Raw genomic sequence first — 23074 nt, forward strand, 5'->3', positions numbered from 1 at the left:
AAATGAGAGTTTCTAGAATCAATCATTTTTTTCGCAAGGTCGGAACCACCCAGATTCGTTACCGTTGGCCCATTCTAGCCATACTGCTCGTTATTACCGTAATCTGTAGTTCCGGTCTTGCCGATTTCGCTCTTTCGCGTGGCGAAGAGGGCTGGTTTGGCGATTCCGACGAAATCACCATCAATACGAAAAAATACGAACAGGTCTTCGGGAACCTGAACGGCGTCGGAGTCCTCCTCGTAAAGCAAGGCGATGGCGATGTCTTTAGCGAAGACATCCTGAATGTCATCGATAAAATCGGGACGCGGTTACAGGACGAAATTCCGTTTGCAAACAGGCTCACCTCGATTATCAATGTCAATATTCCCGTAGGTAACGAAGAAGGTTTTGAAATCGTCAAGCCTTATGAGAACGGGATCCCCTCGGACTCGGCAGAGCTCGCCAAGGCACGTGCCCTCGTGATGCGCGGGAACGAAAAAACGAACGCCCTCATCAACGCACTCGTCAGTGACGACGGACGCGAAACCTGGATTTCCTTGTCGCTCCACCCGTTCGAAGGCAAGGAACTTGAAGAGAAATTCGAAGGCGACGTAGATGAAGTCAATCTGGCTATCGGCTACAAGCTGATGGAAATTATGGAAAGCGACGAATTCCAGAACAAAGACTATAAACTGTATGGCGGAGGAATCCCGTTCGACAGCGCCTGCGAAGACCGTTACGAAATTCCCGAATACGGCATCAGGGTACTATGCAGCGTCGGCGTGATGCTTTTATTCCTGGCACTTTTCTTGCGCAATTTCTTTGGCGTTTTCGTTCCGGCAATCACTACCCTCAGTGCCATCGCCTCGGTATTTGGCGGCATGGCCCTTTTCGGAGTAAAGGCAGATTCTACGCTCGTCACTTTGCCAGTCGTTCTGGGCATGGCATTAGCCGTTGGCTATTCGGTGCATTATATAAACATGTTCAAGTTGCAATTTAGACGCACCGGCATCCGTAAAGAATCTGCCATCAAATGCATCGAAGAATGTGGTTGGCCGGTACTGTTTACAGTGCTTACGACCATGGCTTCGTTTATCAGTTTCCTGTTTGTCGACATGAAACCCCTTGTATGGATGGGTAAAGCCGCAGCTCTTGTGGTGCTCGCGATTTACCTCTATGTAACAATCCTGATTCCAATTCTACTGTCGTTCGGCAAGAACGGCGTGCCCGACACTACTAGCAAAGACGGAGCGACAAAACTGGACAAGGTATTTTCAGCCTGGTCCGATCTCGTCTATAAAAGAAAATGGCACTTTATTGTGGCTGCAGCCCTGATTATTGCAGCATTTATTCCGGGAATGTTCAAGATTACGGCGCAACTGGACTACCTGAGTATTTCGGGCGACAAGGTTCCCTATGTGCAAGAAATCAAGAAAATGCTAAAGACTAAGCTCGGAAACCAGTACAGCTATTCCATCATGATCTCTTTTGACGAAGAAGGCGCATTCAAGAAACCCGAAAACATGAAAGCACTTTTGGAACTCGAAGATTACGTAGGCTCCCTTTCGCTTACCAAGTGGTCGGGTGGAAAACCGCGCGTGACCTCGGCGACAAGCATCTTGAAAGAAATGAATCGCGCCTTGAACGAAGGCAAAGATTCGCTTTACGCCGTTCCCGAAGACGAATACGTACTTGCGCAGCTGATGGAACTTTCATCTATCGAAATGCGCGAAGACTTTAGCGAAACGATGGACGAAGAATTCAGAATTACAGAAGTCAGCGTGGACATGACCCAATTCGCTACCGAAGAAGCGCTCCAAAACATGAACGCTTTAAAGGCTAAACTCGCCGAATTGTTCCCGAACGCCCAATGCACACTGCTTGGCGACATGATCCGCTATTCCGAAATGAGCAATCGCATTGTTTTTGGCGGCCTGAAATCCTTCGGATTTTCGCTCATCATCATCGCCATCATGCTGATGCTTGCATTCTCCAGCTTCAAGCTTGGAATTATCGGCATGATTCCGAACGTGGCCCCTGTCATTTTGGTGGGCGGTGTCATGGGATACTTTGACTTTGCGCTGGACTTTAGCACTGTCACCGTAATGCCCTTGGTGCTGGGTATTGCCGTAGACGACACAATCCACTTGACCACACACTTGAAAGTCCGATACGAAGAATGCGGATCCCTATCGAGGGCGATGGAAGCGACCTTCCGCGAAATCGGGGCTTCGATGTTTTTGACCACGTTGATTCTGTGTGCGATGTTCGCCGTTTACCTGTTTAGCCCCTTGCGTTTCCTGATGGTGCTCGGTCTGCTAATCATTGTCGGCCTTTCAAGCGCCTTGCTCGCCGACTATACGATTACGCCCGCACTTCTGCAAGTGTCAAAACCGTATGGCAAAGAAAAGGAGAAAGCATGAAACGATTTACCGCACTCAGCTTAGCCCTTGCTGTAACCATTTGTGCCCAAGAAACAGTCTTCTTGGGTAGCCTAACCTCGCAGGCCGGGGTAGGACTTCCGAACGCTCACCACAACAAGGGCGACTTTCTACTCGGCCAGACGATCTTTGACGGCACAATCAAATCGTACCTGGACGAAGCAATGGTTTACGTGAACGGCCAAATTGTCCACGACGCCTTAGGCGCTCAATCGACAAACGGCTCATCGGCATTTGTGGCCGATGACGGCACTTTCGCCTTAAAACTACGCGAAGCATACATCGACTGGAAGGGCGAAATGCTTGCGCTCCGTGTCGGTCGCCAAGTTGTTTCGTGGGGCAAGGCAGACGACATACAAATTACAGACGTCTTGAACCCGCGAGACGAAACGAATGTGGTTGCTGCCGACTACAACGAATCCAAGCTAGGTGTAGACGCCGTGCGCCTTTCCTTACTGACAGACAAGACGCAGGTGGACGCCTACTGGATCCCATTCTTTACGCCGAGCATTCTGCCACTTGCCAAGGGAAATCCACTGCATTCACGCATATTCCCGGAGGAAGTGGATGGCATCGGGATCAATTATCCTGAAAAAAACGACGACTTCGAACTCCCCGAAAAAAGGCTTTCGAAGAGCGAACTCGCCCTGCGCGCTAGTACCTACACTTCGGTCGCAGATTTGTCGCTGTACGGATTCTATGGTTGGGATGACCTCCCGTTAATCCGATACAACCCCAATATTATTTTTGGCGATGGCGAAGATATGCCTGCCACCAGCTACACAATCGATGTGACAGGTGAATACAAGCGCATGTATATGATCGGTGCCGACGCAGCGATTCCTGCCGGCGATTTCGTATTCCGTCTTGAAGGCGCCTATTTCCCCAAACGACATTTTCAAACAGATGTCAACAGCCAACTCTTCAAGTATTCGGAAGACTCGCGCCCCGCAAGCAAGAGAAAGAATCAAGTCTTGGGCCTTGCCGGGCTAGACTGGACACCTAGCGGAGGTTGGACGATTACAGCACAATATGTTGCAGACGGCGTAATCGATCACGATAGCGACCTTGAACGAAACGAGTTCGAGCACCAGGCAACCTTGAGTATTGAAAAATCGATCCTGAACGAAACGCTCACCATTATGGCCTCGGGCGCTTTGGATCTATGGGATTTTTCTACGGCAAGCGAACTGGAACTGGACTACAAGCTAACCGACGCGATTACGCTTAGCCTGATTGGAGACCTGTACTTGGAAGGCCCCGACGGCAAGGAGGGACTATACGGCGAATACCGCGATTATAGCAGCGTCACTTTCAAAGGAAAAATGTCATTCTAACGTTCTGGAGGGGAAAGCATGAAAAAAGCATTATTTGCATTCGCTGCCGTACTTTGCTTAGGCAGTCAGCTTTTCGCAGAAGAAGCCCCGAAAAAAGCCACTCAAGCACCTTCGCCTTGGGAGTTTTCAGCGACGACCTCTGCGGCCTACTATCCTGAAGTAGAACACGATCGTGGAAGCACTCATATTACAGGCATCAGCGGTCCATACGACGGCATCGAGGCCGTTGCTGAATTTGACGCGGCCTACACGCTCCCCTTCTTGCGTGGCGACGACGAATTCACCGCCGACAACCATGTGACATTTAGCGCGGGGTTGGAAGTTTCGCCGATAACCATTGCGCCTGTAGCATCCATCACCGTATCGCCCATTGCCTTTTTGGAGCTAGCCATCGGCGGCACGGCAGGAACCGGCTGGAACGCATTCGATTTATTCCAAGGCATGGCTGCATACAATGCAGTAGAGCCTGAATACAAGGACATGACTCCCTTTGCGCACTGGTACTTGTACGGCTGGGGAAGCGCATGTTTCATGTTCGATCTCGCCGCCCTCTGGGAAGGCGACTGGCACCACGTTGTAGCGACAGCCACCTACAAAGCCGGCTACCAGAAATTGACTGGCACCGACAGCGATGTTTGGCTATGGCAGGCCTCCGACGGCATGGCAAGCGGCTGGGTGTACGAACAAGAATACTTTGTAGGCTACCAAATGCCTTTGAAACTTTCGATGATCGGCGTCGGCACCACGCTTTCGGGCCATTATGAGTCCAGCGATTTCGGCGACTATTCATCAAACTACAAGGGCGACTTCATGACCATCGACATTTGGCCCATGGCTGAAATCACGCTCGGCAAGAAAGACAAGCTTTATGTGCTTTTTGATTTCCAGTCGCGCCGCAGTTTCCACGAAAAATACAAAGACGTAGAACACGAGCCGCTAATGACTTACAGCGGTAGAGAGTGGATATTCTACACACTCGGATTCCAGTGGAAGCACTTGTTTTAATTCTTTTCACAATTTTTTTACTAAAATATAATACGGAGCCTAGAATGGAACTTAGAACTGTTTTGAACGATGCTGAAATGACAATTGCTCTTTCTGGCGAGCTGAACACCCTCACCTCGCCCAAACTCGCAGAAGAAATTGCAGCACACATCGAAAAGGTAAACTCGCTAATCATGGATTTCAAAGAATGCGATTATGTATCCTCGGCAGGGATCCGAGTATTACTTTCAACATTCAAGGTCTTAAAAAAGAAACAGGGAAACATGCAACTTCTCAATATCGGCGAAAACTTCAGGGAAGTCCTGGACGCAACCGGACTCGACGCCGTTTTCGGTTTAATTTAAATGACTAACTACGAAATAGAGATGGAACTTGACAAAGCTTCAAAAGCCCTGTCAAAAGAAACGCAATCTATAAATCTATCTTACTGGAATGCCGGTTCCGAATACAAGGCTCAGCTCAAAGATATCCTCAAATACGAATCCGTACAGGATATTTTTGACTATCAATATTATCTTCCTGAATCCATCAAAAAAAACATTGCAACCAAATTAGGCTTTTCAAGCGAAGATTTCTATGAATCCCAAGGTTTTGCCTTTTCGCAAAGCACCCATTCGATTGTAACAATCGCAGTATTCCTTTCACAAAGAAATTTAAAAACAGGAATCATTGCGCCAGCATACTTTACGGCACAGACCTGCCTAGACGATTTAAAAGTCGCCTACCACGTTTTTAACGAATTCATTCCCGACTTCAATCAAAATTTTGACATCAGTCCCCTTATAAATTCGGACTGCGAAGCATTCTGGTTCACCTCTCCCATCAACTCGACAAGCGTTTATTTCAATCAAAATGTCATAAACGGCATTCAAGAACTTCTAGATGCAGGAAAATGGGTTATATTGGACGAGGCCTTATGCGTAAACGGAAAGGAACTTTCAAGAACATTAGGAATACAAGAAAAACTAATGTACATCTATAGCCCGCATAAGGCTCTAGGAATTCAGGGGATTAAATTTTCTGTCATTGTCACACATAAAAAGTTCTCTGACGAAATTGATAGGCTTAAAGATTGTTACGGAGGCTCCCTAAATTATCTAAGTCAACTGGGTGCACGTCATTTCATCTCCCAAAATTACGACGAATGCCTTCGTTTTTACAATCAATTTTGGAGCGACAATTACAAACGAGTTCATCAGATTCTAGCAAATTACTGTTTCGCCCATGTATCACCTGATATTTTCGGTCATTATGCCATGATTTTTCTTGATGGGTGTATAGGAACTGAAAATTTTATTTTCGCCATAAAAAAACTAATCCAGGAAAAGGGATATTTAATTTTCCCGGGCATCATGCATGGTTTTGACATAAGCAAGCACTTCTGTTTTAGAATCAACCTGCTCTTGAACAAGGCGGATTTGGAAAAAGGACTTATTTCAGTTCTTGACTACATGGGCAAATTTATCGAGAATGCATAATGGCTAAAGAAAAATTTATCGCCGTACATGACAAGCTTACCGAACACGCTCAAAAGACGCCCGACGCCATCGCCGTTATCTGCGCAGACAAGGAACTTTCGTACAAGGAACTTGATCAGGAATCAGATTACTTGGCGGCATCGCTTTTCGCCCTGATCCCAGAAATCAGACAAGGGGATTTCATCACTCTTGTATTGGACAGGTCTTTCTCTATTCATATCGCCATCATGGGCGTTTTAAAAACGGGTGCGGCCTTTATCCCACTTACACTCGACACGCCTCCTGAAAGAATTGCATACAGCACCAACGATTCCAAATCGAAAGCCATCATTACAACCGCAAAAATCAAGGCGGAACTTCTAGAAATAGGCAAATGCACTTGCAAGATTTTCACACTAGAAGAACTCCTTGCTAAAGCGAAAAAAGAACATTTAAAAAAACAAGTTGTTCATGTAAACCCCGATGACATGGCAATGTGCATTTACACCTCAGGTTCTACAGGAAATCCCAAAGGGGTCACGCTTAATCACAGGGCCATTTACGAAGAATTCTTTCCAGAACAATGGATTGCCATTGCCCAATATCAAATTCATCGATTGGCCGACATATCCCCATTCACGTTCATCCTTTTTTATACAGGATTCTTTTATTGCATTTATGCAGGCGCTCTATTTTACCTTAACAAAGAAAATGAGCTTAAAGATTTAACAAATTTTTCAGAACAGATTAAGAAGTATCAACTGGATTCCGTAATCGGAATACCTTCATTCATAGAAATTCTACTTTCTGCGGCAGACAAAGAAAATTTTGAAAGCATTATTGGCCTTTACATGGGCGGAGAGCCGCTCTCTCCGGAGCATGCCGCAAAAATCTTCAGCAAACTCCCTACCGTAAAAATCATCAATGGGTACGGTACGACAGAAACTTGCTCCATGGCTGTGTGCAAGGTATTGCAAAATACAACAAGTTCCTTCACAAATGGAATTCCATACCAGACAAAAGTCTTCATCGTAGATGAAGAAGGAAACGAACTTGGACCAAACCAAAAGGGAGAACTTTTAATACAGGGCAAGACCCTTTCTTGCGGATACTTGAATCGTCCCGATGATACGGCAAAGAGCTTTATAGAATACAGAGGCGAAAGAACATACAAATCTGGGGATCTTGCCTATAGGACCGATAGCGGAGAAATTGTGATCTGCGGGCGAGCCGACGATATGGTAAAGTTAAACGGACAACGAATCGAACTCCAAGAAATAGAACAATCCATCCTAAAAATTGAAGCCATTAAACAAACTTCTGTTATTTTAAAGACCAACGAAAAAGAGAATTTCCTAGTCGCGTTCATTGTTGCAGACACAGACATATCTACAAAGGCTATCAAGGAAGAACTATCAAGGATTCTTCCACCTTATATGATTCCTTCGGTTTTTGTAACGCTTGACAAGATGCCCTTAAATAAACACGGGAAAATTGACAAGCAAAGCCTAAAAACAATGGATATTTCGTTTAAGCATTTAAACGAGGATTCTTCAGAAATTGGCATCGAAAACATCTTATGTTCAGCGGTCAAAAAAGTTCTTGATCTAAAAAGAGACCCTTCCAAAGAAGATAATTTCTTTGAGCTAGGCGGATCCTCTATATCAGCCGTTGAGCTAATCATCGAGATAGAAAAGCATCATTTAACGCTGACGGTTTCAGATATCTACTACGGAAAGACAATCGATCGAATTGCAAAAAAAATACAATCAAACAAGAACACAGATGACAATGAAAAATATGAAGAACAATGCCGAAAAAAAACATTCGACATAAAGGCAGAGCAAGAATTTTTCCTATCTGAAGAAGAACAAAAATCCGGCAGTAATTACGTTTACAACTTTTCGTACGTTGTCACACTCGGAAATCAATACGATGAAAAAAAACTATGCGAAGCCGTTGACAAGACACTTCAAAAACATCCGATGATGATGTCTGTTTTTTCGAAAGATGAAACGGGAAAATATTCCGTCTCATACCGCCCTGAATTGATAAAAAAAACAGAATTGTGGCACACCTCCGAAAAAGAATTCAACAAGTTTAAAGAAAAGCCGGAGCGTCCATTCAATTTATTCGGAGAACATCTGTATAGAACCAAAGTCATTGTAACAGAGAAAAACAAGTACCTCTTTGTGGAAGTCCATCATTCTCTAGGAGACTATTACTCGTGTTTTATATTCGCCGTACAGACCTTCAACGAATATTACCAAGAAAAATCAGGAGATGACTTTTATTATTCGTACTTACAAGACCTAGAAAACACCAAGAAGTCCACTAAATATGCTGAGGCAAAAAGATATTACGAATCCCTAAAGGGCGATTTCAAATGGTGTTGCGTACTTGAATATGACCATACAAAATCTTTCGGAAAAAGTGCTTATTTGGATTACGATTTAGGAATTACCCTAGATCAAATGAACCAAGCCGAAAAAAGACGTTCTACATCTAGAAATGAACTTTCTATCGCGGCGGCAATACTTGCCCTTTCCGAGATGACAGGAAAAAAGAAAATCTGCTACACCTGGACTTACGACAACCGGAAAGAAGGCAAATACCTAGAAACAATCGGCAGTTTCGAAGAAAATCTACCCATCTTTATCGATCTTGAAAAAACGGATTCTCCCTCAAAAGTTCTTTCCGAGATTTCAGAACAAATCCTAAAGGGCATTTTCTATTCGGAATGCCTAGGGGATATTTTCTACAATGACGAACTGGACACATACACCTTGGAAATCATCTATCAAAAACAAGTCCATGAAAACACCATGCTGAACCTGATTCCGCCGGAAGTTCAAATCGAAGAAGTGGGTTTGAACCGCAATGCGGCAATGCCTTTCGAAATAGAGGTCCGCGAAAATCCTTCGAGCCTATCCCTGTTTATTGAGTATGCGGAAAATCTATACACTCCAAAACAGGCGTTACAGTATGCGGAACTGTTAAAAAAGAATTTGAACCTTTTGATGAGTACCTAATCAAATTACCATTTTTTCAACCTATTATTATATTTAAATGAATGAGCAAGACATTTCTGTCTAAAAAGTTTCTTTCGCTACTGGTTTCGGGAACAGTCTACATGATTGTCGTTCCAATCCTGTTGCTGTCGGATTCCGTGATTGCAGGCCTTGTCTTAGGAGAAACGAGCGTCGCCGGCATCAGCCTTGTAACCCCCGCATATTCCCTAGCCGCCTTTTTTGGCGGAATCCTTTCGATTGGCGTTCCCATCTTGTACAACCGCGCCATGGGAGAATTTGATCAAGCGAAAGCAACCCAGTATTTCAGGGTCGGATTGACCGCTGCTGTTAGCATAGGCGTACTCTTGTTCTTAGCCTTTACGCTGTTGGGCGATACCTATCTCCATTTTTTTGAAGCGACCCCCGCTGTTTTTGAACAGGCCAAGCAGTATTTCTTTTGGTACAAGCTAACCATTCTGATTTTGCCTTTATTCCTACTGATGTGCGAAGCCGTATTTTCAGATGGAGACGACACGATTAGCACAATCGCAGGCATCGTACAGCTAGTTGTCAACATAGCCCTCTCCATCGTCCTAGCAAAATCCATGGGCATCGAAGGAATCGCCCTGGGTTCGTTTATCGGTACCGCACTTGCACTTTTAGTGACTAGTCTCCACTTATTCAAGAAAGGAAACTCGCTAAAAATCGGATTTCACTTTTCAATTGCAAAAATTTTTCACATAGCGAAATACAGTACGATCGATGCGAGTACCTATCTATTTTTCGCCTGCTTTGCCGTGATTGTCGAAAAATACATCACATTCGCATTCGGTTCTGAAATGCTGATTATTGCCTCCGTTATTTTCTTTGCAAAAGAGTTTCAGATTATTTTTGACGGCATCGGAGAGGCCATTACCCCCCTCATCAACATCTATCTAGGCGAAGAATCCTACCGCGGCATTAAAAATTGCTACAAGATTGCGCAGAAAGCGGCTGTTGTCGAAGGAGTCTTAATGACCGCCATCATAGCGGCTGCGGCTCCACTCATCGTAAAAATTTACGGCATCGAGAATCCAGAAATCGCCAAAGATGCCATCAACGGCGCCCGCATTATTGCACTTGGGCTCACCGGAACCAGTCTTCTCTACTTGCTGTCTTCGTATTATCTGCTCATCGACAAGATTTTTCTTGGGGCGCTTCTCTGCGGATTACGCGACGTGATTGTCGCCGCACCCCTCCTATTCATTCTCGGCGAAAAATTTGGAATTTACGGATTCTTTGTCGGGATAGCCCTTTCGACTATTCTCGCCTACATCTTCTCGACGCTATTCATCCGCACCAAATACGGCAAAGAAAACTACCCTCTGCTACTTGCAGATAAAGAAAAACAACTGAACTACCGCTTTTACGAACTTAAGCTGGAACCGGAATTGATTATTGATATTCAAAAGCAGGTAGAACGATACCTTCAGGAAAATGGCATCAGCAAAAAAATCATAGCCAAAGTCAAATTGCTCATTGAAGAGCTTTTTATGCTTATTTACGAGAAAAACGGGAATGCGACTACCTATGCGGAATGTTCCGTCTTTATTCGAGAAGATGGAATACAGATTATCACCAAGGACGATGGAGTTTTATTCGACTTATCAAGCGATGATGTCATCGCGGGTTCCATAACCGAGTTCATGGTTTCGGGCTACATGGAAAAAATGAAAAATAACAAGATGTACCTCACGACCATGAGTTACAACCGTAACACATTCAAGGTAAAATTCGAGGCATAAATATGACCTATGAAGAAATTGCAGATACCCTGTTTGTAGAAATATCCGTTTTCACGACCTTGCTAACCGCATTCATGTTGTACAACAACATCGTACTGTACAAGATGAGTTTCAAGGACAAGCTTTCCATTATGCTTGTGTCGGCAACGGTCTTGTCTGCTTTTGACGGAATCTGGCATTTTGTAGATGGGAATCTTACATACAAGATCCTTAATTATGCCTGTGCCTATATTTTTGCAATTGCAATGATGCTTGGAACATCGATGTTTACGCGATTCTCGTTGAATCAATTTGGACTCAAGATGAGTTCAAAAAAACTGCACTACGCGCTATTTATCGCACCCACCGTTCTTACCGTTATTTTATGCCTAACGACACCTTGGACCGGCCTAGTATATTCCATCAACGAACATGGAGAAATTCAATACGGCATCATCTTTGATTATTGCTTGGTACCGATTGCTTTCATGTACGCAAGTTCACCATTGTTACAGTCCATCTATTACTTAATCCGACGCCGAAAATCAAATGCGGAAAAGAAATTCTACGCTCAATGTATTTTGATAACCTCCTTATTGATTGCAGGAATTGAGTTTATTCAGCTATTCATCTTGGAACTTGATGAAAATTATCTAGAAACCAGTCTTTCATCCGCCATCGCGCTCACCTTCTTTACAACAAACGTGAACACGAATAGATTCGTCAAGAATCGCGAGAAAATAGTGGCCGTCGAAACCGACCTGAACCTCGCCGCAAACATTCAAACAGGTTCTCTTCCTTCCGCAGAGGGCGCTCTTGTCAACCACCCCGACATAATCATCTACGCAACCATGGATACTGCCAAGGAGGTCGGCGGAGATTTTTACGATTTCTTTGAAATCGACGACACGCATATTGCATTTGTCATCGCCGATATTTCGGGCAAAGGTGTTCCCGCGGCCCTCTTCTCGATGACCGTGAAGACGATGATCAAAGACCATGCTTCGATGAAACTGTCCACGGCTCAGATCTCTACCGATGTCAACCGAATCCTGTGTGAAAGCAACCCCGAAGAAATGTTTGCCACAGCATGGATTGGCATTCTAGACACCACGACACGCATCATGAAATTCACAAATGCAGGCCACAACGCCCCCTGTTTTGCAAGAAAGGGCGAAAATTTTGAATTTTTGAAGAACAAACATGGGTTATTCCTTGCAGGCATGGACGATACACAGTACAAGGAATCCGAGATTCAATTACAGGATGGCGACAGCCTTTTAATCTATACCGACGGATTAACCGAAGCGCACAACGGCTCAGGGGAACTTTATGGCGAAGAGAGACTGCTGAAAAAACTCAATTCGGCCGATGTCCGTGGCGGCAAAGCATTCTTGACTCAGATCAAGGAAGATCTGCAAGCTTTTGTGGGAAATGCCGAACAATTCGACGACATTACCATGTTGTCCATTTCTCTCAGGTAGACAAAGCCGCAAATTTACCCGAATTTTCCGGAGCGCTGCATGCTCTGAATTTCTTCGATGCCAAGCAGCATGGCGCGGGGTTTGGAGTTGCCCTTGGCAGGGCCACACACGCCGAGGCTGTAAAGTTGGTCCACAATTTTACCGGCTCGGCTGAATCCCACGCTAAAGTGGCGCTGCACCGCCGAGGTCGAAAGCCCGCGGCATTCGACAGCCCAAACGGCCACATCGTAGAGCAGTTTGTCAAGCTTGCCCAAGTCCTTGCCTCCGCCCTCGCCGTCTTCGTCGCCTTCGCCGTCGCTAACGTCGAACGATTCTACCTGCGGATAGAATACGTTCTGGTCGGAGCAGGCATCGGCAAGTTTTTCCGCTTCTTCATCGCTGAGGAAGGCGCCATGAACACGAACCGGTTCCGGATCGTTCACGGCCTTGTAAAGCATGTCGCCGCGGCCCAGGAGCTTTTCGGCGCCGGCATGGTCCATGACCGTGCGGGCGTCAATCTGCGATGCCACCTTGAAGCTAATACGAGTCGGCAAGTTCGCCTTGATGATACCTGTAATCACCTTCACAGAGGGGCGCTGCGTTGCAAGCACAAGGTGAATGCCCACGGCACGAGCCTTTGCAGCAAGGCGCGCCACGTTCTTTTCGATTTCCTTGCCAGCGACCATCATCAGGTCCGCCATTTCATCGATAATCACCACGATGAACGCCATGCGATGGCTGCGGTCTTCTTCGGGCACTTCGTCGGGCAACTCGCCCGCTTCGAACTTGGCGTTAAAGCCACCAATATTACGCACCTTCGCCGCCGCCAGGACTTCAGTTCTGCGATCCATTTCATAGCACAGCCACTGCAATGCCTGAATCGCAATTTCGGGCTTGGTAATGACAGGCGCCAAGAGGTGCGGGATGTTTTCGTACATCTTGAGTTCCACCGCCTTCGGGTCCACCAGAATCATGCGGAGTTCGTCAGGGGTCTTACTGAAGAGCATCGAAGCCATGAGCGCGTTAATGCAGACAGACTTACCGGAACCCGTCTGACCGGCAATCAGCAAGTGCGGAGCCTTCGCCAAGTCCATGGTGAACGCTTCGCCGGTAATGTCCTTACCGAGAGCCACCAGAATCTTTTCGGGCGACGGCTTGAACTTTTCGCTCTGGAACACGTCAAGGCTGTACACCGTCTGGAATTTGCGGTTCGGAATTTCGATACCGACAGCCGCCTTGCCCGGAATCGGGGCCAGAATGCGAACAGAAGAAACCTTGAGCGGAAGCGCCAAGTCTTCTTGTAAAGCAGAGAATCGGCTCACCTTCATGCCCGGACCCGGTTCCACTTCAAAGCGGGTAATCATGGGGCCTGTTTCGCAACCGATTACGCGACCCTTCACCTTGAAATTTTCAAGCTTTTCTTCGAGCATCTTGCCGATGGCGTTCAATTCTTCTTCGCTGTAATCGGCCGTCTGCGGCTCATGTTCTTCCAGGATATCGTTAATCGCAGGCACCTTGTATTCGTCGTAAACCGTCGTCGGGTCACGTTGCGGAATGGTCGCAGCCTTCATTCCCGAAGTCGAAGTTCCGCCAGAAGCAGCACCAATCGAGGCACCAAACGTTTCTTCCGGCATTTCGGGAACATCGCCCACATCGTCGGCACCGTAAACTTCGGGCACAAACGTATCGTCATCAGAGGCGGGCACATCCATCGTCTGGGCGCCATCGCCACCGAGCAAGTCTTCAGCATTAAACGGAGCCTCATTGCCAACAGTCGGCTCACCCGCCATCATCGTGCGTTCGTCTGCAGGAACCTGCGTCATGCTTCTCTGCGTTGCCCCCTTTGCGGCTGGCATCGTTCCCGTCGGCATCGCGGACTCCTCAGTCCGGGTCGTCATAGCCCCCGTCACGGCACCGTCGCGACGCACATCGCCCTTGACCTGCATACGACCGCGGTGGTCCTTTTCCCAAGCAATCAAATCGCGGGCACGCTTGAGGGCGGCAATCTTGTCCTTGACTTCCACAATTTCAAGAGCATTCATCTTGCCGCCATTCTGGCGCAAGTAATCTTCAAGTCTGCGAATTTCAGGATCTTCGTCCAGATTGTATCCGCCAACCACATTATTCGTAGAATCCGCCTGCGGTTCCATCTCTTTCGCACGGCGAGGCGTCAACGTCTGCAAAACTTCATCCGGAAGGTTCGGCACTTCGTCCGCCGTTCCGTTCAAGCTGAATTCATCGTCCATCCAGCTATTGCGACCACTGAAAGGCGTCACCTTGTTCTTGCGACGAATCTTGAAGCCGTCCGGTTGGATATTCACGGTGTTGTCGTCCATGTACACACCGCGCGGAAGCGCCCCCTGTAAGTCCATGTTCGTCTGTACCTGGGGCATACGGCGGGTATCGACCGGTTCATAGACATCGTCTTCGATCGGTTCCTTTTTCTTGAACACCGACTTGAGCCAGGCAGTCGTCTGCACCACAAACTTGAAATGTCTCGGACGGAGGCCAAACGCAATCACCAGAATCAAGGCGATTCCCACCAGCGAAATGCTCAGCGGCATCAACAAAGATGCCTTGCCAAAAATGGGGACAGCCACGAACTGGTTAAAGAACTGACCGAACGCACCGCCGCCCTGAATCAGCATGTCTTTCGCGACCTTCGTTTCGCCATAGTTTCTAAGCGAGCAAAGGAACGAAATGATCACCGTCAAAAGCGTAAGCCCCACCGCATAGCGGATAAAGCGGGTACGCCTCGAAACAGACACCAGGGCAGCGCCCCACAAAACCAGAGCCGACGACACAAACAGCGAAGCGACCCTGCCAAACACAAATGCCAACGCATCGGGGAACATTTTGCCCAAGTAGGGGCCCAAAACGTTTTCGCGCACGCCGCTATAGGCAGAACAAATACAGCCAACCATCAATATAGTGCCGAACCCGACCAAGGCCCAGCCACCAAGAATGGCTCCAAAACCCTGTTCTGAGGTTTGAAAATCATCTTTTTTAGAAGATTTCGTCGATTTTCCCGCTTTTTTCGATGTTGATTTCTTTTGAGTAGCCAAAAATGCCTCCGCAAGTACACCCTAAATATAGCATTATATTATCTTTTTCTTATGCAAATAAAGTTTTCTAAAAAGATTAAGAAAGTTTTATCAGGCTTCTTGGTTTCAGCCCTTATTGTTTTTTTAATTCTTGTTTTTGGAAGCACGCAAAGCAGTTTTTTGCCAGAAGCCCTTGAAGAGTCCGTCATCGGAAAAACTCAGCGCAATGGCGCCGAAGCACTCGAAAACATTTTTTACGATCTATTTTTCAAAACCTCTACCCATTCCGAAAAAGCGGACGAAGACGACAACAATACCCACCAACGTGTTTCCATTAGCGACAGCCTTGACCAGAACATTTACATTGTCGATATTGACGAAGCTTCCCTGACCAAACTCGGTAACTATAACGAATGGGACCGTTCCATTCACGCCAAGGTGATCCAGAACTTGAGCGAAGGCGGTGCAGCGGCAATTAGCTTCGATATTCTGTTCAAGAGCGCCGATTTCGGTAAGCAAAAGACCGACCAGGCGGCGAGCGTACTCAAGAAAATCGCGCCCGAAGCCGAAGTCGATTCCCTTTACCCCTCGCTACTCGCCAATTACAACTTTGACTCCATGTTGGTGAATTCCGTCAGAGAAAGCGGAAACGCCATTGTCTGCTACATGTTTGACGACCGCAAATCGTACAAGCACCCCTCACAATGGATTCCCCTGAGCACCCTGGAACGTGCCGACGCCATTGGCTACAGCTCTACTCTGGACACGACCCAGGTCGACAAAATTGAAAACGTCGAGCCCAAGGACTTGCTAGACAATATTTTCCCGGAACTGGCGCAGGCCGGTGCCAAATTCGGTTCTGTAAACGCCTACCCGGACAACGATGGCGTGGTCCGCAAGGTTTCAATGCTTTACCGATTCCCGAACCCCACGCTCGATGTCATTCCGCTTTTGGACACCACTAGCGAAGGCGACAAGCAGAAATACGAAGCAATCATCAATGGTGGCGACAAGAACTACGTGTACTCCACCATGTCGCTCATGACGATCTTGCACCTGTTCCACAAAGACCCCAAGGACATCACGGTCAAGATGGGCAAATACATCGATGTAGGCAAGCCCTTCGGCATTTACCGCGACTCGGCTGGCACCTACCACACGACCTACCCGAATTTCAGCTATCACATGTTCTTGCTGCTCCGCGAAACTCTCGCCGAAAAGAAAATCCAATCCAAGGCCAGCGACGGCATTCTTGAAATTTCTCACAAGGTTTTTGCCAGCAAAAACGATAACGGCAAAATCATCTTGGAACTTTCGAACGGCGGAACCAGCAGCATTCTTGACGAAAACGAGTCCAAGCTCTTGATGATGGTAAACACCGACCAGCTAGACGCTCTCGAAGAACAGGAATCCGTAAAACTCAACCGAGACTACATCATCCGCAAGGACGAAGACGAAGACGGTTTCTACCAGATTGTAAGAAAGCCCGCCTCCGCAAGCAAGAACGAAGATAACGAGGATGAGGACGAGGAAGAAGACGATGATGAATCTATCGACTTTACCCGAAGCGCCATCAAGACTTTACACTTCTATAAAGACACCCTCAAGCACATGCCCATTGGCCAGAAGATGATTCTTTCGCTTGACTTGCAAATCCACTACAATAAGGCAACCAAGAAATGGAATTCGAACCAGGCCATTCTTTCGGACGCCGTGATCCGCGACATTCAGGCCGCCAGCGATGACGCCATCAACAATTTGAAACCTGGCGAAGAACTCCGCTTCGGCAAAGTCAAGCGCATTCCTATTGACCAAACGGGCCGATACCAAGTCAAGTACAAAGGTCGTTACAACGAAATCAACAACAGACGATTCCAGCACCTGTCCTATTACGACGTTTACAAGGGACGTGTCGACAACCTGTTCTATCAAGGCAAGATTTTCATTCTCGGTTCGGCTGCGGCTGCCCTATTCGACTTTGTGCCAGGCCCCCACGAAGAAAACTACCCCGCCGTATTGATCCACGCCACCATTATCAAGAATATTCTGGCCGACGACTACCTGGTCACCTTAAGCGAAAAGAAACAAGAAATCATCGTCATCATGCTCGCGCTCCTGTGCCTTATTCTTGGCCTCTACTTTACGAGTTCGATTTCTGTGGCGTTATCCCTTATATTGATGGGCGTTTACACCTTTATTGCTTACAAGTATTTCCAGGGCGGACTCTACATTGGAGCCTCCAAGCAGTTGCTGGCGATGCTGTTGACCAGTATTACGGCATTGGTCGTGCAGTTCTACTTTGAAAACAAAGAAAAGAACTTCATCAACAACGCGTTCAAACAGTACATTTCTCCCGAACTGATCACCGCCATGGTGGAAAACGAAATCATGCCGACTCTGGGTGGTGAAAAATCGTACATCACAGCCTACTTTACCGACATTGCAAGTTTCTCCACCTTCTCCGAAAAGATTGGCGACCCGAGTAAACTCGTTGACCTGTTGAATGAATACCTGACCGCAATGACAGACACCTTGCTCGAAAACAAGGGAACTCTTGACAAGTACGAAGGTGATGCCATTATCGCATTCTTCGGCGCGCCGATGCCTCTCCCGAACCACGCCCAGAGTGCCTGCGAAACCGCTGTCGAAATGCAGCGAAAGCTGATTGCACTGCGCAAGAAATGGATTTCCGAAGACGACAAGTGGCCCACCGTCGTGCACAACATGCACATGCGAATCGGTATCAACTCCGGCGATATCGTGACGGGCAACATGGGTTCTTCGATGCGTAAGAACTACACCATGATGGGTGATGCCGTGAACCTCGCCGCCCGTCTTGAAAGTGCCGCCAAGCAGTACGGCGCCTACATCCAGATTAGCGAAGACACGCAAAAAAATCTGGTCGAAGGCGACTTCATCTACCGTTCCCTTGACACCATCCGCGTGATTGGCAAGAGCCAACCGGTCAAGACATACGAAATTCTGGAAAAGGCCGACTGCAAGAACCAGGATTCTCTCAAGGAACTCGTGGGCATTTGGGAAAAGGCCCGCGCCTGCTACCTGAACATGCAATGGGACGATGCTATCGAGCTGTTCAAGCAGTGCCTTGAGCTGGAGCCCCACCACCCCGACCGCGATCCGGGCAGCAAGACCACGCCTTCGCATGTTTACATCAAGCGCTGCGAAGCCTACAAAATTACCCCGCCCGTTGCAGAAGGCGAGGTTTGGGACGGCGTATTCACCGCTACTGAAAAATAGTTGGCAGAACTTAGTTGTAGAACTTAGAGAAAAATGTCTAAGTTCTAAGATCTAAGTTCTAATTCAATTCGATGTTGTCGATCAGGCGCGTCTTTCCAAAGAAGGCGGCCACCAGAATCACGACTTTGTCTTCGGGGCCCAGGATGCCAGCGAACTTCTGGAGGTTCTTCTGGTTTACGAGTTCAACGAACTGCACAATACCGTGCGCACCCAAAATGGACTTCAACACGACATCGCGAATCTTGCTCACGGCGCGTTCGCCCTTTTCGTAGGTTTCCTTAGCCTGCTTCAGGCCTGCGCTAATGGACAAGGCATTTGCACGTTCTTCGTCGGTCAGGTATTCGTTACGGCTCGAAAGGGCAAGGCCCGATTCTTCGCGGACAATCTTCACACGGTGAATCTGGATGTCGAAATTCAAATCCTTCACCATGCGTTCAATCAGGAACACCTGCTGGTAATCCTTTTCGCCGAAGTAAGCGTGATTACAGCCCGAAATCAGGAACAACTTAGAGACAACCGTAAGGACGCCGCGGAAATGGCCGGGGCGGTAGGCTCCGCAATACATGCCTTCCAAGGTTTCGTCGCGAACCATGGTCAGCGGGTCGCCATCGGGGTACATTTCAGCAACACTCGGAGCAAATACGAAATCGGCACCCAGCGATTCGGCAAGTTTCGCGTCGGCTTCCAGGCGCTTGGGGTACTTATCCAAATCTTCGTTCTTGCCGAACTGGATCGGATTCAGGAACACGCTGACAACAGTTACATCACATTCCTTGACAGATTCCTTGATCAGCGCACCATGCCCGGCGTGCAAAGCACCCATCGTGGGAACAAGCCCGATGGTTTTGCCCTGCTTGGCGAGCGGCTTGATGACTTGACGAAGAGAATCAACAGTAGTTACGATTTGCATTATTTACCTTCTGGTACAAAATAAGTCGTCTGCTTGGGGCATGCGGCAATCGCGTCGAGCACCAGCTGCAGATGATTTTCGTTGTGGACAAAATCGATATTGTCGGTATTGATGATAAGCACCGGAGCGTACGGATAGTTCCAGAAATAATTGTCGAAGCGTTCCAGAAGGCCATTCAGGTAAGAACCTTCGATGGTCTTTTCCATGGCACGGCCGCGGCCGTGAATACGCTTCAAGAGAGTCGGAACCGATGCTTGCAAGTAAACAACCAGATCAGGCCTCGGGATATCATGATTCAAGGCCTTGGCCACCTGATCATACATGGCGTATTCGCTCTCGGTCAGGTTCTGGGCTGCAAAAATTTGGTCTTTGTCGTATGTATAGTCGCTAATTAAAAGATCACGGAACAAGTCGCTTTGGAGCGCCGAATTCTGCAACTGCTTTAAACGGTCGAGCAAAAAGAACAACTGCGTCTGGAAAGCATAAGCTTCTTTGTTCTGGTAGAACTTTTCAAGGAACGGGTTTTCCCTGAAATTTTCTTCGATCAAAGTCGCCTTCCAACGATTGGCGATAATTTCTGCAAGAGAAGTCTTCCCTACACCGATAGCCCCTTCAATGGCCAAAAAATGGACGCCTTTTTCTGTCAGCATATTAGGGTTCCTCCGAGGTAATGACGCGGAACGGGATTTTTTCTTCTTTCTGCAAAAGGTTGGAATAAATTTCCTTCACCTTCATTCCCAGCTGGGGATCTTCCCATTCTGGAGCAATATCGTTCAAGGGCACCAGTACAAACTGGCGGTTCACAATCTGGGGGTGCGGAAGATTCGGCCTGCCCTGGTGGACTTCTTTACCGAAGTACAGCAAGTCCAAATCGATTTCGCGGGAATTCCAATGACCACGGGGTTTGCGACCCAATACAAATTCAGCACCTTTCAAGTAATGCAACAGGCGCGTCGACGTTCCTGAATACCAGAAACTCACGACTTGATTGAAATAGGGACCCTGGCCCGCCGGTCCTACCGGTGGAGTTTCGTAAATGGGACTTTCTAGCCACCCGCCCGCAGAAATCTTGCGGAGCATCTCACGACCTTCATCCAAATGTTTGGAGCGATCGGGGAGGTTCGAGCCCAAGGCGACAAAAACTCTTTCTAAAGAATCCACGGAAATAAATATAGATATTCAAATTGTCATTTTTCCGACGAAAAAAAGCAAACTCAACCGCCACAGGTGGATTCAAAAAATTTTTTCAAAAAAAAGGCGTTTTCTCGTGACAAATTCGTTTTTTTTAGTTATTTTATCGGAGCCCACCATATTTTTTCGATCAAATGATTCGACCAGGGCATTTTTACCTACATCAAACATTATTAACCAACATCATTTTCATTTATTAATTCAATAGGACACCATCGTGGCTCCAACTAAAAAGAATTCTAAAAATGCCTATTTGGCAGATCAAGAACCTACTGGCGCAGAAATTCCCCCTGAATTGAACATGGATTTTTCAAACACCGGAGATAAAGATTCTTCCCCCAAGCGCCGCGGACGCACCAAGAGAGCTAAAGAAGATGCTGTCGATGCAAAGGCCGAAGTTAAAGAAGCCAAAGCCGAAAAAGAAACAAGCGCAAAAGAACATACCGCAAAAGAAAAAGTCGCCGAAGTTAAAGAACAGAAATCTTTTGAAAAGAATGTTACAAACAACGTAGCTGAAGCACCTGTCGTCAACGAACCGGTTGCAGCCGCACCGGCCGCCGAAGCGCCCGTCGCTGAAGCTCCTGCTGCAGAAGCACCTGCTGCTGAAAACCCGGGACAGGCAAACCCGAACGAACAAGGCGAACAGAACGCCAATCAAAACGACAACAACGGTCAGCAGCAAAACCAGCAGAATCGCCGCTTTGACAAGTTTAACAAGAACAACCGTCGTTTCGACAAGAACAATCGCCAGAATCGCAATTTCCAGCCCGAAGAAGAAGATACCACCCCGCTTCCGGAACCGGATTCCGAAGCTTGGAACAAGGCTCGCGAATGCTGGAGCAAGTACCGCAAGATGACCATGAGCGACTTGCAGGAACTTGCCGCTCAAAAAGAAAACGTAGACTTTAGACGTTACCGCAAGCAGTCCTTGGGACTTCTCTTGCAGAGCCTCGAAAACGAAAACAACATCGTTTACGCCGAAGGACTTCTCGAAGTCACCCCGCAAGGTCACGGGTTCCTGCGCAACACGGAATTCAACTACCAGCAGGGCCCGGACGACGTTTACGTCAGCCAGAATTTAATCCGCAAGCTGGGCCTCAAAATTGGCGATACCGTCGCAGGCCTTGCTCGCCCGCCGCGCGATCAGAACGACAAGTACTATGCGCTCCGCCGCGTAGACAAGGTCAACTTCGAAGACCCCGAAAAGATCAAGCGCCGCGTCGCATTCGAATACCTAACCCCGATTCACCCGAACGAAAAGATTCAGCTCGAATGGGACCCCGAAGAACTGAGCACCCGCGTCATGGACTTGTTCTCCCCCATCGGTAAGGGCCAGCGTAGCATCATTCTCGCTCCCCCGCGCACCGGTAAGACAATCCTGTTGCAGAACATGACTCGCGCTATCGCCAAGAACCACCCTGAAATCATCATCATGGTGCTTCTGATTGACGAACGTCCTGAAGAAGTGACCGAAATGCGAGAAATTATCGGCAAGCTGGTAGAAGCGAACCCGAACCTGCGCGCCGAAGTGGTGGCCTCCACCTTCGATGAACCGCCAGATCACCACGCCCGCGTGGCCACCATGGTGCTCGAAAAGGCCAAGCGCCTCGTAGAACAGCAGAAGGACGTGGTTGTCTTGCTTGACTCCATTACCCGCTTTGCCCGCGCCAACAACGTGGTGATTCCGCACTCCGGCAAGATCCTTTCGGGCGGTGTGGACGCCAACGCCATGCAGTTCCCGAAAAAGTTCTTCGGTGCCGCCCGTAAGATTGCCGACAAGCTCGGCGATTTCCAGAAGGATTCCAACGGCCAGATTGTCCAGACAATTACGGGCGAACCGGTCCGCGAAATCATTCAGAAGAACGGCTCTCTCACCATCATCGGTACCGCCTTGATTGAAACCGGCAGCCGCATGGACGAAGTAATCTTCGAAGAATTCAAGGGTACGGGTAACATGGAACTGGTGCTTGACCGCCGTCTAGCTGAAAAGCGTACCTGGCCCGCCATTGACATCTTCAAATCGGGCACCCGCAAAGAAGACCGCCTTCTCAGCCTTTACGAACAGGATATCATCTGGAAATTCCGTCAGGGAGCCCAGAACGATACCGAAAACGGCATTATGGACAAGCTCATTAAGCTCATGAAACAAAACAAGACCAATGCCGAATTACTAGAATTTATGAAAAAAGCAAAGGACAGCCTTCGCTAAACAAAA

General features: G+C 47.6%; 14 protein-coding genes. 10 read left to right on the forward strand and 4 right to left on the reverse strand.

The genetic code is table 11. The annotated features are described in order from the left end of the window. Nucleotides 1-2 precede the first annotated feature (2 nt). The 8 genes from B7989_RS09305 to B7989_RS09340 are packed head-to-tail and all read left to right on the forward strand — an operon-like array spanning nucleotide 3 to nucleotide 12477. Nucleotides 3-2402, forward strand: coding sequence for an RND family transporter (locus B7989_RS09305; RefSeq protein WP_088628225.1), 2400 nt, complete (start codon nucleotides 3-5; stop codon nucleotides 2400-2402). Continuing rightward, nucleotides 2399-3757 carry a DUF1302 family protein gene (locus B7989_RS09310; RefSeq protein ID WP_088628226.1) on the forward strand — a complete coding sequence of 453 codons (1359 nt, stop codon included), beginning with the start codon at nucleotides 2399-2401 and terminating at the stop codon, nucleotides 3755-3757. The genes B7989_RS09305 and B7989_RS09310 overlap by 4 nt, the downstream gene beginning before the upstream one ends. Before the next feature lie 18 nt (nucleotides 3758-3775). After that, nucleotides 3776-4762, forward strand: coding sequence for a hypothetical protein (locus B7989_RS09315; RefSeq protein WP_088628227.1), 987 nt, complete (start codon nucleotides 3776-3778; stop codon nucleotides 4760-4762). Between the two features lie 44 nt (nucleotides 4763-4806). Further along, on the forward strand, nucleotides 4807-5106 hold the full coding sequence (locus B7989_RS09320; protein ID WP_088628228.1) for an STAS domain-containing protein: 300 nt from the start codon (nucleotides 4807-4809) through the stop codon (nucleotides 5104-5106). Then, the gene (locus B7989_RS09325; RefSeq protein WP_088628229.1) at nucleotides 5107-6240 is read left to right on the forward strand and encodes a hypothetical protein; all 1134 of its coding nucleotides are present in this window, start codon (nucleotides 5107-5109) and stop codon (nucleotides 6238-6240) included. After that, a complete protein-coding gene (locus tag B7989_RS09330; RefSeq protein WP_088628230.1) occupies nucleotides 6240-9251 on the forward strand; it encodes an amino acid adenylation domain-containing protein in 3012 nt (1003 codons plus the stop codon). Before B7989_RS09325 ends, B7989_RS09330 begins: the two co-directional genes overlap by 1 nt. A gap of 41 nt (nucleotides 9252-9292) precedes the next feature. Continuing rightward, on the forward strand, nucleotides 9293-11014 hold the full coding sequence (locus B7989_RS09335) for an MATE family efflux transporter (protein ID WP_088628231.1): 1722 nt from the start codon (nucleotides 9293-9295) through the stop codon (nucleotides 11012-11014). 2 nt (nucleotides 11015-11016) lie between these two features. Next, the gene (locus tag B7989_RS09340; protein ID WP_088628232.1) at nucleotides 11017-12477 is read left to right on the forward strand and encodes a PP2C family protein-serine/threonine phosphatase; all 1461 of its coding nucleotides are present in this window, start codon (nucleotides 11017-11019) and stop codon (nucleotides 12475-12477) included. Nucleotides 12478-12491: 14 nt separating this feature from the next. Here B7989_RS09340 and B7989_RS09345 read toward each other — a convergent pair whose 3' ends face one another. Next, nucleotides 12492-15521, reverse strand: a complete 3030-nt coding sequence (locus tag B7989_RS09345) for a DNA translocase FtsK (protein ID WP_233144343.1) — start codon at nucleotides 15519-15521, stop codon at nucleotides 12492-12494. Nucleotides 15522-15680: 159 nt separating this feature from the next. Between B7989_RS09345 and B7989_RS09350 the strand changes: the two genes are divergently transcribed. Beyond that, nucleotides 15681-18758: a CHASE2 domain-containing protein gene (locus tag B7989_RS09350; RefSeq protein WP_233144344.1), complete on the forward strand. Its 3078-nt coding sequence runs from the start codon at nucleotides 15681-15683 to the stop codon at nucleotides 18756-18758. A gap of 58 nt (nucleotides 18759-18816) precedes the next feature. On the opposite strand, the gene panC is transcribed toward B7989_RS09350, so the two are convergent. Genes panC through folK form a run of 3 tightly spaced genes read right to left on the reverse strand, consistent with a single transcriptional unit; the run spans nucleotide 18817 to nucleotide 20829 of the window. Beyond that, on the reverse strand, nucleotides 18817-19668 hold the full coding sequence (gene panC / locus B7989_RS09355) for a pantoate--beta-alanine ligase (RefSeq protein ID WP_088628235.1): 852 nt from the start codon (nucleotides 19666-19668) through the stop codon (nucleotides 18817-18819). Further along, nucleotides 19668-20318: a deoxynucleoside kinase gene (locus B7989_RS09360; protein WP_088628236.1), complete on the reverse strand. Its 651-nt coding sequence runs from the start codon at nucleotides 20316-20318 to the stop codon at nucleotides 19668-19670. The genes panC and B7989_RS09360 overlap by 1 nt, the downstream gene beginning before the upstream one ends. A 1-nt stretch (nucleotide 20319) precedes the next feature. Beyond that, the gene (folK, locus tag B7989_RS09365; RefSeq protein WP_088628237.1) at nucleotides 20320-20829 is read right to left on the reverse strand and encodes a 2-amino-4-hydroxy-6-hydroxymethyldihydropteridine diphosphokinase; all 510 of its coding nucleotides are present in this window, start codon (nucleotides 20827-20829) and stop codon (nucleotides 20320-20322) included. Nucleotides 20830-21112: 283 nt separating this feature from the next. Here folK and rho point away from each other — a divergent pair, with 283 nt between their 5' ends. Next, nucleotides 21113-23068: a transcription termination factor Rho gene (rho, locus tag B7989_RS09370; RefSeq protein WP_233144345.1), complete on the forward strand. Its 1956-nt coding sequence runs from the start codon at nucleotides 21113-21115 to the stop codon at nucleotides 23066-23068. The last annotated feature ends 6 nt before the right edge of the window (nucleotides 23069-23074 follow it).

It is taken from the genome of Fibrobacter sp. UWB5 (genome assembly GCF_002210295.1).
Classification (GTDB): Bacteria; Fibrobacterota; Fibrobacteria; order Fibrobacterales; family Fibrobacteraceae; genus Fibrobacter.

Excerpts from the sequence above, each read along its gene's own strand:
- B7989_RS09310 (WP_088628226.1), top strand. The coding sequence starts at position 2,399 with ATGAAACGATTTACCGCACTCAGCTTAGCCCTTGCTGTAACCATTTGT.
- B7989_RS09315 (WP_088628227.1), top strand. The coding sequence starts at position 3,776 with ATGAAAAAAGCATTATTTGCATTCGCTGCCGTACTTTGCTTAGGCAGT.
- B7989_RS09320 (WP_088628228.1), top strand. The coding sequence starts at position 4,807 with ATGGAACTTAGAACTGTTTTGAACGATGCTGAAATGACAATTGCTCTT.
- B7989_RS09360 (WP_088628236.1), bottom strand. The coding sequence starts at position 20,318 with ATGCTGACAGAAAAAGGCGTCCATTTTTTGGCCATTGAAGGGGCTATC.
- panC (WP_088628235.1), bottom strand. The coding sequence starts at position 19,668 with ATGCAAATCGTAACTACTGTTGATTCTCTTCGTCAAGTCATCAAGCCG.
- B7989_RS09335 (WP_088628231.1), top strand. The coding sequence starts at position 9,293 with ATGAGCAAGACATTTCTGTCTAAAAAGTTTCTTTCGCTACTGGTTTCG.
- B7989_RS09325 (WP_088628229.1), top strand. The coding sequence starts at position 5,107 with ATGACTAACTACGAAATAGAGATGGAACTTGACAAAGCTTCAAAAGCC.
- B7989_RS09305 (WP_088628225.1), top strand. The coding sequence starts at position 3 with ATGAGAGTTTCTAGAATCAATCATTTTTTTCGCAAGGTCGGAACCACC.
- B7989_RS09340 (WP_088628232.1), top strand. The coding sequence starts at position 11,017 with ATGACCTATGAAGAAATTGCAGATACCCTGTTTGTAGAAATATCCGTT.
- B7989_RS09330 (WP_088628230.1), top strand. The coding sequence starts at position 6,240 with ATGGCTAAAGAAAAATTTATCGCCGTACATGACAAGCTTACCGAACAC.